This window comes from Flavicella marina, from assembly GCF_009193215.1.
Lineage (GTDB): Bacteria > Bacteroidota > Bacteroidia > Flavobacteriales > Flavobacteriaceae > Flavicella > Flavicella marina.
Window position 1 is genome coordinate 532377 of record NZ_VYVA01000001.1, and the last position, 13709, is coordinate 546085.

Genomic DNA, 13709 nt, shown 5'->3' on the forward strand with positions numbered 1-13709 from the left:
AGAAATTCGCTAATATGTAAGCATCATCCTTAACCCTGGAATAATTGCCACATTTTTTGACACGGTTTGATATCCTTGCAAACTTCCTGCTACGGTTACCCAATCTTGTAAAAATATTTTATAGAAAGTATCAATTCCATACTCATATTGTCCATTCAACTCGTTAACCACAAAAGCAGCTCCTGCTTGATCTCCCGAACGGTTAAACGTATTTTTTAGAATAAAACCAGCAGTATAAGCTCCGTTGTATTTTAATACCCTGCCTGTACCTTTTGACAATTTCATTGTCAATATTAAATCATCTGAAACTCCCTGATTACCAATATACATCCACCCATTTCCCGCAGCTTTTTCTTGACTCTGAGGATAGGTATACAGATTGAATACATGGTAACTATAATACTTCTTTTTTGAAGGGATGGCCCAACGAACAAATCCTTGGTAATTGTATTTTGTATTCCCAAAGAAATTGGCAACATCTAAAACTTCGTTTTTAGGTGTGTCATCTAGTATTTGACCACCGACAGATATATAATCCGAAATATTAACTTCGGCATACACACCAAAAGCGGCATCCATGTCGGGAACAGGATCTGACGATGCCGTTTTGCTAAACAGCGTTAGTTTATCCCAGGCGCTATATTTCGTAAATGACATGTAAAAAGTGGGTTCTAACTTACCAACAGTTACATCTAACAAACCATCGAAAAAGAAATTCTCGAAGTGTAAATATTCTAAAGATAAACCAGAAGTAGTTTCATCATTAGCATTAGGTACAGTAAACATTTTCAACTTTTTGGCAAAAGCTTTCGGATCACTTCCAAACACTAAATTTGTATGCTCTACCCACCCATGAAAATTTAATTTGTAGTTTTTAGTTTTTACCCATTTGCCTTGATACAACACACCCAAATCGTAGTGAAATGTATTGGCAGTTAAGCCACTTGAAAACCCACCTTGTGCAATTGAACCTAAATACCCAACAAAAGCATGGGTCTTTTGAGAATACATCCAGTGTTCAAAATTGGTTTTTTGCTCTCTATGGTATTCTTTTTTCTCTGATTCTATAGCCGCTATTGGGTGGGGCTTTAAAGGTGTATCAAAGTTTTTTTCTTGAGCAGCAACAAGCTGAACTAACAAAAAAAACACAGGTAAAAAAAACTTGTTTGCGTTATAAAATGAAGAGAATTTTAGTTTCATAAATTATATATTGTTTACATATAAAGGTAATAACAGCTACCTAACCAAAACAGCGCAATAACCAACCAATAACCCTAAAAACACATATAAACTCTCAACGGGATACTTTTTTAGTAAGTATTTAAATCACACATGTTGATCAATTAATATAGGATTACCATCTGGATCGATTACTACAATATTAGCAGGTCCCGAACCCTTTTCAGAAATTTTATTCTCTATATGAATGCCTGCATCTAACAGCTCTTGTTGTATTTTTCTAACATCATCAAAATTTTCCAAGGTATTAGCATCTGCATCCCAACCAGGATTAAAAGTCAAAATATTATGCTCGAACATGTTTTCAAACAAACCAATAAGTGTGCTTTCATTTTTCATGATCAAATAATTACTCTCAATCGCACCTGCAAAAACTTCAAAACCTAAGGTCTCGTAAAATTTTTTTGACACCATCAAATCTTTTACATTTAAACTAACTGAAAACGCTCCTAATTTCATTTTTATAATGCTTTTTAATTGTAAATCTAAACTACAAAATTTTACCTAGCTATACCAAAAACACATAGTTATCCATTAGAAAAATTCTTTTTTATAACTTAGCCTAGTGTTTTATATCCATTTTTGAATACTAGATACATCTATGCTATGAAAAATAAACTTGCAGTAATCTTTTGCTTTCTCTGTTCGATACACCTTTTGTTTTCTCAAAAAGAAGAAAACAGAATTATTGACAGTATTACTACCAATGCATTACGTGCAAAATATTATAAAAAACTAAACCCAACGGACACCTTAAGAAGACCCACATTTAACACCTACCCATTTATATCGTATACACCAGAAACCGATGTGACTTTTGGAGCAGGTGGAATTTTGATTTATTATACCGGAAAAGAAAAAATTCTAAACCCATCTAAATTAGGCTTCGGAGGATATTATTCATTGAACAACCAATATCGGATAAGCATGGATAATGATATGTATTTTTTTAAAAATCGACTCAACATTAAACTACCCATGAATTATGGTTTTTATGTAAATAAATTTTGGGGAGTTGGAGATGATGCCGCCGATTATAGCAATGCGGCCTATTCAGCAACGACATTTGCCACGACATTGACCATCCAAATTCCGACATCTTGGTTTTCTGCTGACCGAGCAGGTATGATTTTTGACTACAACCACACAGAAATTGTAGACAAAAAAGGAAATGAATTTATAGACGATCCACTAATCTACGGAGGATTGGGAGGACAAATGATTGGTTTTGGAGGAGATTTAGTATGGGATAGTAGAGAACATCTTTTCACTCCAAAAAGTGGAAGTTATCAATATTTCAAAGCGGTAATTTACCCAGGTGTAAGTGATTTTAATTTTGCCTTTTTTGAATTTGACGTCAGAAATTATGTTTCTTTTAAAAATGGCGGAGTTCTGGCAAGTAATTTCTTTATACAATCTGCTACTGGAGAAACACCTTTTTACAAATTGCCCTCTCTAGGTGGTAAGCAAATGCGTGGTTATTTCTTCGGAAGGTATCGAGATAATTTTTATGGAATGGCACAACTAGAATATCGAAAGAGTTTTGCAAAACGCTGGGGGTATGTTCTCTTTGGTACCGTTGGAAACGTATCAGAAAGTATTATCGATTATAACTTCCAATCCCTTAAATACAGTTTTGGTTCTGGTCTACGCTATATGTTTAACAAAAAAGAACGCGTAAATTTAAGAGCTGATATTGGAATCGGTGCCGATGGAAACAGCGGAGTTTATTTCGGTATTGAGGAGGCTTTTTAAAAATTACAACAAATCAAATTTTGCTTTTTTATCATCCATCCAAGCCTTCATAGCCTCAGGAGTTTGCATCAAAGCTTGCATGGCTTCCATCGCCTGTAAATGTGGCACATCGTTTTGTTGAAACATCTCCATTCCATGTTCTTTACTCATCTTCGCAATTTCATCAAAAGTTTCAGCAGTGAATTTTTTATTGCACGCTCCTCCCAATTGCTTACAAGTCATTGTTTTCATACCTATAATTATTTTTGAGTTACTATCAAATATACGATTTAATTTATTCTCTATTGCTTCAGCCATATTTTGAGTATTTTTGCTAACCAACACAACCTAATACTTCTCATGAAAACATTACTACGTTTATCAATAGTACTTTTGATTTTGATGTTTAATACACAACTTACAGCACAAGAAACTGCATCAGATTTCAAGTCTTCTAAAAAATCTGAAAAAAAATGGAGGTTTAGTATTACTCCTTATGCTTTATTCGCAGCGCAATCAACCGACGTTGGAGGTGAATCCATACGTCAAAACTTCAACGACTTATCATCTATGACAAATTGGGGATTTCAAATTATAACAACAGTAAGATACGACAGATTTTCTTTTTCTTTTGATGGTACCTTTGCAAATCTTGGTGGCAGTGGAGAAGTAAAACCTCTAAAAGCTGACCTATCTATAGATCAAAAAATATTCGACTTAAAAGCAGGATACAAAGTCTATGACAATTTTAAACTAAACAGTGACCAAGCAATAACCGGTTGGTCGATAGACTTCAGTCTTGGTGGAAAATACATGTTAAACGATGTCTCACTTGATTATTTTATTTATCTAGGTGACAATCTCATATTTGACGGAACTTTCAAAAAAAGACTTGAATGGTGGGACCTTATGGTTGGAGTAAATACTAAATTTATCGTTAGTCCGAAATTCTTGGTGAGCGTAGCGTACAATGCTGGGGGCTTCGGAATTGGTAATTCTTCGAAATTTGCTTCTGATTTTACTTATATAAACTCTTTCAAAGTACACAAATACGTACTTGTAAATGCAGGGTTTCGATCTTTTGGCTACGACAGGTTTGATGACGGAGTTGAAACAAACGTAAGAGTATTAGGTCCGATGCTAGGAGTTTCCGCAATTTTTTAAAAACAAATAAAAAGCCTAGTTCTAAAAAGCAAAAAACGCAATCTCAATGAGATTGCGTTTTTTTGTTGACCCACAAGGACTCGAACCTTGACTGACGATACCAAAAACCGGAGTGCTACCATTACACCATGGGTCAATTGCTTATTGCGGGTGCAAATTTAAGGTAAACTTTCAATTCTACAAATAATTTTTTATTTTTTTTACATATTTTTTTCATTCAAAACAGCAACCTCCAAAAAACCAGATATTTGTTAAAAAAAATAGAAATAAATCTTCTCAGCGCACCTTACCAAAGCTTTTATGCAAGTATTCACTTTAAATTATTAAATTCGCACACATATATTACAAAACAGCACTATGTTTTTAACAAATTACAAGAAAATAAACATCATTTTAGGGTGGCTAACTTTTGCCATAGCCCTAATTACATATACGCTTACTTTAGAACCAACAGTTAGTTATTGGGATTGTGGAGAATACATCGCAACCTCTGTAAAACTTGAAGTAGGTCACCCTCCAGGAGCACCTCTATTCCAAATGTTAGGTGCCTTTTTTGCCATGTTTACCTCCGATGTAACTCAAATAGCAAAAATGGTGAATTTCATGTCTGGTCTAGCGAGTGCATTTACAATTTTGTTTATGTTTTGGACAATTACCAATTTGGCAAAAAAACTTGCTTTAAAATCAGGTGCTTTTTCAGAAAGTAAGGCAATTGCTATTCTTGGTAGTGGATTGGTAGGCTCATTGGCCTATACATTTTCAGATAGTTTTTGGTTCAGTGCGGTAGAAGCAGAAGTTTATGCCATGTCGTCATTTTTAATGGCACTATTATTTTGGCTAGCCTTGAAATGGGAAAACGAAATGCTTACTCCTAGAGGTCATAAGTGGCTTTTGTTAATTTCATTTATTGTTGGATTGTCATTCGGAGTTCATATACTCTCTCTTTTGGTAATTCCGGCGATTGTATTTATTTATATCTACAAGCACTACGAAAACCTAAACACAAAACAGTTTATTATTGCAAATGCAGTTGCTATCTTAGTGCTAGCTTTTGTATTTAAATTTTTATTCCCTTTTACTTTAAAGTTTTTCAGTGTTTCAGAAATTTTCTTCGTGAACACAGTCGGACTTCCATTTAACTCTGGAAGTATCATAGCAGGTATAATACTAGCCGCTGCATTTTTTTATGGGTTGAAATACACACGATCTAAAAAGAAAGTAATTGCCAATACATTGATATTATCGGTACTGTTTATCATGATCGGTTTTTCATGTTGGTTAATGCTGCCGATACGTTCGAATGCTAACACAACCATCAACGAAAACAACCCTGCTAGTGCTAGAGAACTATTGGCCTATTACAACCGTGAACAATACGGAGACGCCAATGTGTTTTACGACACCTACTACTCAATCACCTACAATAGACAACAAAAGAAAGACGCTGCTGGAAATTCTATCTACAAAGATGAAAAACCAAAATACGAGCAAGACGAAAAAACAGGAAAATATGTGATTGTAAACAACTATAAAAATGCGACTCCTGTTTACACCGATGAACACAAAGGTTTTATTCCTAGAATGACAAATCCTGCTGTTATTAACAACTACAAATCCATCGTAGGTATCGACCCTAAAAGCAAAGAAAGACCTTCATTTGCTCAAAACATCGAATTCATGCTAAGCTACCAATTCGGTTATATGTATGGACGTTATTTGATGTGGAATTTTGTAGGACGCCAAAACGACGAGCAAGGTAATCTTGATTTATTTAACGGAAACTGGTTGAGTGGGATTGATTTTATAGACGAATTTAGACTAGGTCCTCAAACAGACTTACCTTCAGACGTAAAAAACAACAAAGGAAGAAATAAGTATTACTTTTTTCCACTTATATTCGGAATCATTGGGTTGATTTTTCAATTGAAAAAAGACCAAAACAATTTTTACACCTTGTTCTTGTTTTTTGCATTTACAGGATTGGCTATTATTTTTTACACGAATCCAAAACCGTTCGAGCCAAGAGAAAGAGACTACGCAGTTGTCGGTTCATTCTATATTTTTGCCATCTGGGTTGGGTTTGGTGTATACGCAATTTACGATGCACTAAAAAAATACATGAGTCCAAGAAATGTTGCCATGATTACAAGTGTTGTAGCCTTGTTTGCCGTGCCCGTATTAATGGCCTCAGAAAACTGGGACGATCACGACAGATCTGGCAAATACACCGCACATTTCAACGCAAAAACTTATTTAGATTCTTGTGATGAAAACGCTATAATGTTTACTATTGGTGACAATGACACCTTCCCACTTTGGTACATGCAAGAAGTTGAAAACTATCGAACAGACATCAAACTGATCAATACCAGCCTTTTTGCTACCGACTGGTATATCGATCAAATGAAACGAAAAACCTACAATGCAGACCCGATTCCATCGCAGTTAACGCATGAGCAATACAAACACGGATCTTTAGATGTAGCTTATCATTTTCCACAGACGGAAAACCGTTGGAACATCACTGATTTCATGAAATGGATTGCTTCCACTGATGAACGCACCTACATAGAAACAGAAAATGGTCACAAAGAAAAATTTTACCCTACCAACAAAATAAGACTCACTGTTGACAAACAAAAAGTTTTAGAAAGTGGATTGGTACCTGCAAAAGACTCAACCTTAATTGTGCCATATATCGACATTGATGTTGACCAACAAGGGTTGACAAAAAACAGAATTTTAATGCTTGACATATTGGCAAACAACAATTGGAAACACCCTATCTACTTTACAGGAGGTGCCAATGCTGATGAAGAGTATTTATGGATGAAAGACTATTTACAGCTAGATGGATTATGCTACAAGTTTATCCCAGTTAAAACAAAAAACCAAGGAAGTATGTTTGACATGGGGAAAATTTATTCTGATAGCATGTATGAAAAAGTTACGAGCTGGGATTGGTCTGAAATCAATTCAAAAGATATTTATTTAGACGTAGAGTCGCGTAAAAACTCGATCTCATTTAGAAATAATTTAATGCGACTTACTGAAGTATTGATTTCAGAAAAACAATTTGAAAAAGCAGAAGAAATATTAGATTTAAGTCTTGCTGAAATGCCTATCGAAGATTATGGACATTATGGTATTTGTTTAGGTTATACTGAATATTACTACCAAATAAACAAACCAGAAAAGGCAAGAGCGGTCTCTGAAACACTTATAGCTATTTTTCAAGAAAAATTGCTTTACTATAGTAGGTTTGATGACTCATGGCTAAATGCTACTTTTGACGAAATCGAAAGAACGCTAAATATGTACAGAAGTGTTATGAGAGATATCGATGCCAATGACCAAGATCCAAGCTATATCGCCGAAGCAGAAGACAGTTTTATAAAGCATGTAAAATTATTTCAAAGCTTGATGGAATAACGGTTGCAATGAATTCATTATTTGTACATATCCCTAAGTGGATAGAAAAAATATTCAACAACCAGATTTGGTCTATTCCAACAAATAATAAAGACATTTACTTAACATTTGACGACGGACCTACTCCAGAAATTACGGAGTGGGTTTTAAGTCAATTGGACCAATACAGTGCAAAAGCTACTTTTTTTTGCATAGGCAAAAACATAGAAGCACACCCAGAACTCGCAAAAAAACTTATAACAAAAGGACACACCATTGGCAACCACACTTTCAATCATTTAAAAGGATGGAAAACTAACAATGCTTTATATGTTGAAAACATTGATAAAACTGACAAGCTAATACAACAATACCAATTACCTAACGAGCCAAAATTTTTTAGACCCCCCTATGGAAAAATCAAACCTATACAGACAAAAATCCTGACTAAAAAAGGTTACAAAATAATTATGTGGGATGTGTTAAGTGCTGATTTTGACAACAACACAAGAGAAGAAAACTGCTTTTCAAATGTTGTGAAAAACGCAGCAAAAGGTTCTATTATCGTATTTCACGACAGCATAAAAGCTAAGAAAAACCTGCAATATGCACTCCCTAAAGTACTTGAATATTTCAGTAAAAAAGGCTATAAATTTAAAGCGCTTGCTTAGGCATATTTCTGTACCAAACCAATCAAAGTATTTGCATCCAGTTCACCTGATTGCCTCCATTTCATTTGACCTTGCTTGTAAATAATAAATGTAGGATTTGCCTTTACTTTCAAGGCATCGGCAAGAATTTCATTTTTTTCAATATCAATTTTTATCACCTTTGCTTTATCCCCTAAAGCAGCAACCACATCTCGCAAAACCTCATTAGGGTTTTCCCCTGTCTTATCCCATTCAAAATAAAAATCAATAAGCACAGGAATGTCTAAATTAATAAGTTCTCCAAATTTTGTCATGATTACGTTTGCAAGCTTTTAATTTATTCTTAATTATTCGATGTTTCAAATACCAAAACAGCAAAAAAACACCATGCAATATACTGTATTTATGTTACTTATAAAAATAATTTTTCATTCACAGCACGAGACGTTATTTAATATATTTTTTTGTTCTTTTGTAAACATAAAATAACGAGTTTCAAAAAATAAAATTTCTCAAAAATGATTATTGTTTTAATAGGATATATGGGATCAGGAAAATCTTCAATTGGTAGAAAGTTATCAAAAAAACTTAACTATAAATTGGTTGATTTAGATGATTTTATTGTAGAAAAAGAAGAAGCAAGCGTCAAAGAAATTTTCGAGTCTAAAGGAGAGATTTATTTCAGAAAAAAAGAAGAAGAATACCTACAAGAACTTCTAAAAACTGACGATGATATTATTCTCTCTTTAGGAGGAGGTACACCATGTTTTGGAAAAAACATGGATCTTATACTGGATTCTAAAAACACAAAAAGCTTTTACCTTAGAGGGTCTGTTTCAAAACTAACAGACAAGCTTATCCTCAAAAAAGCCAAACGCCCTCTAATTGCAAATATTGAAACCAAAGAAGAATTGGCAGAGTTTATTGGCAAACATTTATTTGAGCGTTCTGCATTCTACAGTCGAGCAGAATACCAAATAACAACTGACAACAAAACAAAAAAAGAAGTTGTAGCGGATATTTTGAATATAGTATAATTTATTATTCTGCCTTTATCACTGCTAATCTAGCTTCTTAAACCACCTAGAGTATCGTTTATTTCATTTGATGAACTGAGTTTAACTTTCAAAGTTATTTCTGTACATTTACATTCTTATTAAAATTCTATTCCATGTCGAGCAAAAAGAAGGTGTTTTTATTAGATGCATTTGCACTAATTTTTAGAGGATATTATGCACTAATTAAAAATCCACGAATCAATTCTAAAGGTATGGATACTTCAGCAATTTTAGGGTTTACGAACTCTTTGCTCGATGTTATTCGTAGAGAAAAACCAGATTTGCTTGCAGTGGCTTTTGACAAAGGTGGTTCAGATGCTCGAAACGAAGCTTTTCCTGAATATAAATCAAACCGCCAAGAGACTCCAGAAGCAATTAAAATTGCCGTTCCCTATATTCAAGAAATCCTTAAAGCAATGAATATCCCAATCGTTGAACACAAAGGAATCGAAGCAGATGATTTGATTGGAACCTTATCAAAGCAAGCTGAAAAACAAGGCTATCAAGTTTACATGGTAACTCCAGATAAAGACTATGCTCAACTGGTCTCTGAAAATATCTTTATGTACCGTCCTGCTCGTATGGGAAATGGTATTGAGATTTGGGATGTGGAAAAGGTTAAAGAAAAATTTGAGATTGAAGACCCTCTTCAGGTAATAGATTATTTGGGAATGATGGGAGATGCCGTTGACAACATTCCTGGACTTCCGGGTGTAGGAGACAAAACAGCAAAAAAATTCTTGAAACAATACGGTAGTATGGAAGGTCTTTTAGCAAACACACACGAGCTAAAAGGGAAAATGAAAGAAAAAGTTGAAGCTAACAAAGAGCTTGGAATTCTTTCAAAGCAACTCGCCACGATTATCCTCGACTGCCCGGTAGAATTTCATGCAGAAGACTACACGATGTGTCCACCTGATTTTCAAAAAGTATCTGATATCTTTCAAGAATTAGAATTTAGAAGGACTTTAGACACCATCCATAAACTTTTTAAAGCTCCGGAAGAAACCGTTAACGACGCAACCACTCCGGAAACTAAAATAACTCCGGATTCACCCTCAGAAAATAGCCAATTAGATTTATTCGCTTCACCATTCAAACAAGAGGAAGTTCATACAGGCTATCAAAATATTGAGACAAAAAATCATGTATACCAATTTGTGAACAATCCGTTTTCACGAAGAAAACTACTTGAAAACCTCAACAAGCAACAAGAAGTATGTTTTGAAGTAGTTACGGATACATCTGAATTAATTATCACAGGAATCTCATTTACTTACGACTCAGGAAAAGGGTATTATCTGACATTGCCTACCGATGAAAAAGAAAATGAAAACATTTTACAACAATTTTCTCCTTTTTTCGAAAATACAAACATCTTAAAAATAGGTCACAATCTAAAAAGAGACATCAAAATTTTAGGACAATTCGGTATTGCAGTAAAAGGTGAATTGTTCGACACCGCACTTGCACATTATTTGATCAACCCAGACATGAGGCATCAAATAAACGTCTTGGCTGAAAATTATTTAAATTACCAACCTCAAAAAATTGAAAGTATTATTGGTAAAGGTAAAAGTGCGATTCAATTTTCAGATGCAGAGCTAAGCAAACAGAGAGAATTTTTAGTTGAAAACACTGATTTAGCATTTCAACTTAAAACGGTTTTTGAAAAAGAATTAGAAGAAAATGGTTTGACGACACTTTATAAAGACGTTGAAATTCCTTTATTGAAAGTGTTGGCAAAAATGGAAATAGAAGGAATCAATATCGACACCGACTACTTACATAAACTTTCGGAAACCATCACCAAAGACATTGATGTGCTTGAAAAAAGCATCTACAGCCAAGCAGGTGAAGATTTTAATTTAGCTTCTCCAAAACAACTAGGTATTGTATTGTTTGAAAAAATGAATTTGGTAGAAAAACCAAAAAAAACAAAAACAGGTCAATACGCAACAAACGAAGATGTACTTTCTAAACTTGCAGCAGAGCACAAAATAGTAGAAGAAATTATGGAATGGCGTGGTTTGGTAAAATTAAAAAGCACGTACATCGATGCTTTACCAAACGAAGTAAACCCAAAGACAAAAAGAATTCACACAACTTATGGACAAACTGTGGCTGCCACAGGTAGACTGAGTTCAAACAATCCGAATTTGCAAAACATTCCTATTCGAACAGAGCGAGGAAAACAAGTTCGAGAATCATTTGTTCCAAAAAACGAAAACTTTGTATTATTTGCAGCCGATTACTCGCAAATAGAATTGAGAATTATAGCAGCATTGAGTGAGGAAGAAAACATGATTCAAGCCTTCAAAGATAAGCAAGACATTCATGCCACTACAGCAGCAAAAGTTTTTGGAGTGCCTTTAAAAGAAGTTACAAGAGAACAACGAGGAAGAGCAAAAGCAGTAAACTTCGGAATCCTATACGGTCAAGGTGCCTTTACTTTAGCAGACCAGACAGGAATGACTCGTAAAGAAGCCAAAGCACTAATTGAAGCCTATTACGAAACCTACCCGACATTAAAAGCCTACATGGCAAAACAAGTTGATTTCGCAAGAGACAATGGCTATGTGGAAACTATATCAGGGAGAAGGCGATATTTAAAAAACATCAATTCTCAAAACGGAATGGTGAGATCTGGCGACGAACGAAATGCCGTAAATGCTCCTATTCAAGGGAGTGCAGCTGACATTATAAAAATAGCAATGATCAATATCCAAAAACACTTTGATCAAAACAACTACCAATCAAAAATGTTATTACAAGTACATGATGAATTGGTGTTTGATATGCACAAAGAAGAGCTTTCAACCTTAGAACCCATCATCCAAAAAGAAATGGAAAACGCTTTTAAGCTGTCTGTACCTTTAGACGTAGAAGTTGGAATTGGAGAAAACTGGCTACAAGCTCATTAAAAAAATCTAACTGTATGTATTATCTACCTCACATTAAATTTATTAAGAATAAAATTTGTTTTTTATTCTTTCTATGCCTTGTAAATATTATTTCCAATTGCTCCTCTTCAGATAAAATAGAAGAAACATCAATAGAAATTAACGGTACCTTTAATGGAGATGTTGAATTACTTTCTCAACAAGAAGTAAATAATTTTGCAGCAAAAAAATATGCAAAAATAACAGGTAGTCTCTCCATAGGATATGGCTCAATTACTAAAAAGAATACAGATATTAATAATCTAAAAGGCATATCGAATTTAACAGATATAGGAGGCACATTAGACATCATTCGAAACCCTCTGTTACTTAATCTTAATGGCCTACAAAACCTCAACAATGTTGGTAAAGACATTTTTATCGACGACAATTGGAGACTTGAATCAATTACTGCTTTAAGCAAAATTAACATTGTTAAACATTCATTGTACATCGGAAACAATAGATCGTTAAAAAGTCTCGAAGGTCTTGAAAAAATAACTTCGGTTGGCTTCAGTTTGAATATTTTTAACAACGACAAAATAACCACATTAAGTCCATTAAAAAACATATATTCTGTTGGAGGGAGCCTAGAGATAGATTACAATGACAAATTATCGAGCCTTGAAGGCTTAAACAATCTCAATTCTATACATAGAAATCTTATCATTGATGATAATACTGTACTTACAACTCTCAATTCTTTAGAAAACATTAGAGAAATTGGGGGATATATAAACATTGAGAACAACCCTATTCTAAACGATTTCTGCGGGCTCAAACCATTTTTCATCAACCTTACTCGCAACCATATTAGTTTTGATGTATCTAACAACCTATACAATCCTAGCAAGCAAAACATGTTAACTGAAACTTGTAAGAATTAACAACTCCATTCCTTAACCAACAGGTATATTAGCACAATAACTACCAAACATTTCACACAACTTATATTTTTTCAAAACACTATTGTTCAAGTAGATTATAAGTTCTATATTTGCAGCCCTTTAAGAAGGGAAAAATATTTTATTAATCTATACAAAAACTAATAGTGTATGAACACATTAAGTTACAAAACAGTATCGGCAAACAAAGAAACTGCTAATAAAGAGTGGTTGGTTGTTGATGCGGACGGACAAACATTGGGTCGTTTTGCTTCTAAAGTAGCAATGCTAATTAGAGGTAAGTACAAAACGAATTATACTCCTCACGTTGATTGTGGAGATAACGTTGTTGTAATCAATGCAGACAAAATTATTTTAACTGGAAAAAAGTGGACTGACAAGTCTTACATCCGTCACACGGGATATCCAGGAGGTCAAAGATCTTTAACAGCAACAGAAATGTTCGAAAAAGATCCTACTCGTTTAGTCGAGAAAGCTGTAAAAGGAATGTTACCTAAAAACAAATTAGGTGCTGCACTTTTCAGAAACTTATATGTATATGCTGGAGCTGAGCACCAACAATCTGCTCAAGAGCCAAAACCATTTAACGTAAACGACCTAAGATAA

General features: G+C 34.2%; 12 protein-coding genes and 1 tRNA gene. 8 read left to right on the forward strand and 5 right to left on the reverse strand.

Annotation, left to right across the window (positions count from 1 at the left end; all coding sequences use genetic code 11):
• Positions 1 to 9: 9 nt before the first annotated feature.
• Positions 10 to 1200, reverse strand: a complete 1191-nt coding sequence (locus tag F6P99_RS02105; protein ID WP_152285781.1) for a hypothetical protein — start codon at positions 1198 to 1200, stop codon at positions 10 to 12.
• A 126-nt stretch (positions 1201 to 1326) separates the two neighbouring features.
• Entirely contained in the window at positions 1327 to 1698 is a 372-nt protein-coding gene (locus F6P99_RS02110) for a VOC family protein (RefSeq protein WP_152285782.1), read from the reverse strand.
• A gap of 147 nt (positions 1699 to 1845) precedes the next feature.
• Here F6P99_RS02110 and F6P99_RS02115 point away from each other — a divergent pair, with 147 nt between their 5' ends.
• A complete protein-coding gene (locus F6P99_RS02115) occupies positions 1846 to 2994 on the forward strand; it encodes a BamA/TamA family outer membrane protein (protein ID WP_152285783.1) in 1149 nt (382 codons plus the stop codon).
• 3 nt (positions 2995 to 2997) lie between these two features.
• On the opposite strand, the gene F6P99_RS02120 is transcribed toward F6P99_RS02115, so the two are convergent.
• Positions 2998 to 3291 carry a DUF1059 domain-containing protein gene (locus F6P99_RS02120; protein ID WP_226912987.1) on the reverse strand — a complete coding sequence of 98 codons (294 nt, stop codon included), beginning with the start codon at positions 3289 to 3291 and terminating at the stop codon, positions 2998 to 3000.
• A 42-nt stretch (positions 3292 to 3333) separates the two neighbouring features.
• Here F6P99_RS02120 and F6P99_RS02125 point away from each other — a divergent pair, with 42 nt between their 5' ends.
• Positions 3334 to 4137 (forward strand): hypothetical protein, encoded by an 804-nt coding sequence (locus F6P99_RS02125; RefSeq protein WP_152285784.1) that lies wholly within the window; start codon positions 3334 to 3336, stop codon positions 4135 to 4137.
• Positions 4138 to 4202: 65 nt separating this feature from the next.
• Here the strand turns inward: F6P99_RS02125 and F6P99_RS02130 are convergent.
• Positions 4203 to 4273: transfer RNA gene (locus tag F6P99_RS02130), tRNA-Gln, on the reverse strand.
• A gap of 221 nt (positions 4274 to 4494) precedes the next feature.
• On the opposite strand from F6P99_RS02130, the gene F6P99_RS02135 reads away from it, so the two are divergent.
• Positions 4495 to 7569 carry a glycosyltransferase family 117 protein gene (locus F6P99_RS02135; protein ID WP_152285785.1) on the forward strand — a complete coding sequence of 1025 codons (3075 nt, stop codon included), beginning with the start codon at positions 4495 to 4497 and terminating at the stop codon, positions 7567 to 7569.
• Between the two features lie 8 nt (positions 7570 to 7577).
• The gene (locus tag F6P99_RS02140) at positions 7578 to 8219 is read left to right on the forward strand and encodes a polysaccharide deacetylase family protein (protein ID WP_152285786.1); all 642 of its coding nucleotides are present in this window, start codon (positions 7578 to 7580) and stop codon (positions 8217 to 8219) included.
• On the opposite strand, the gene F6P99_RS02145 is transcribed toward F6P99_RS02140, so the two are convergent.
• Positions 8216 to 8512: a thioredoxin family protein gene (locus tag F6P99_RS02145; RefSeq protein ID WP_152285787.1), complete on the reverse strand. Its 297-nt coding sequence runs from the start codon at positions 8510 to 8512 to the stop codon at positions 8216 to 8218. The genes F6P99_RS02140 and F6P99_RS02145 overlap by 4 nt on opposite strands.
• Before the next feature lie 204 nt (positions 8513 to 8716).
• On the opposite strand from F6P99_RS02145, the gene F6P99_RS02150 reads away from it, so the two are divergent.
• The 4 genes from F6P99_RS02150 (at position 8717) to rplM (ending at position 13709) form a co-directional block, all read left to right on the forward strand.
• Positions 8717 to 9235 (forward strand): shikimate kinase, encoded by a 519-nt coding sequence (locus F6P99_RS02150; protein ID WP_152285788.1) that lies wholly within the window; start codon positions 8717 to 8719, stop codon positions 9233 to 9235.
• 134 nt (positions 9236 to 9369) lie between these two features.
• Positions 9370 to 12180 (forward strand): DNA polymerase I, encoded by a 2811-nt coding sequence (gene polA / locus F6P99_RS02155; RefSeq protein ID WP_152285789.1) that lies wholly within the window; start codon positions 9370 to 9372, stop codon positions 12178 to 12180.
• Between the two features lie 14 nt (positions 12181 to 12194).
• Positions 12195 to 13085, forward strand: coding sequence for a hypothetical protein (locus tag F6P99_RS02160; protein WP_152285790.1), 891 nt, complete (start codon positions 12195 to 12197; stop codon positions 13083 to 13085).
• Between the two features lie 168 nt (positions 13086 to 13253).
• On the forward strand, positions 13254 to 13709 hold the full coding sequence (rplM, locus tag F6P99_RS02165; RefSeq protein WP_152285791.1) for a 50S ribosomal protein L13: 456 nt from the start codon (positions 13254 to 13256) through the stop codon (positions 13707 to 13709).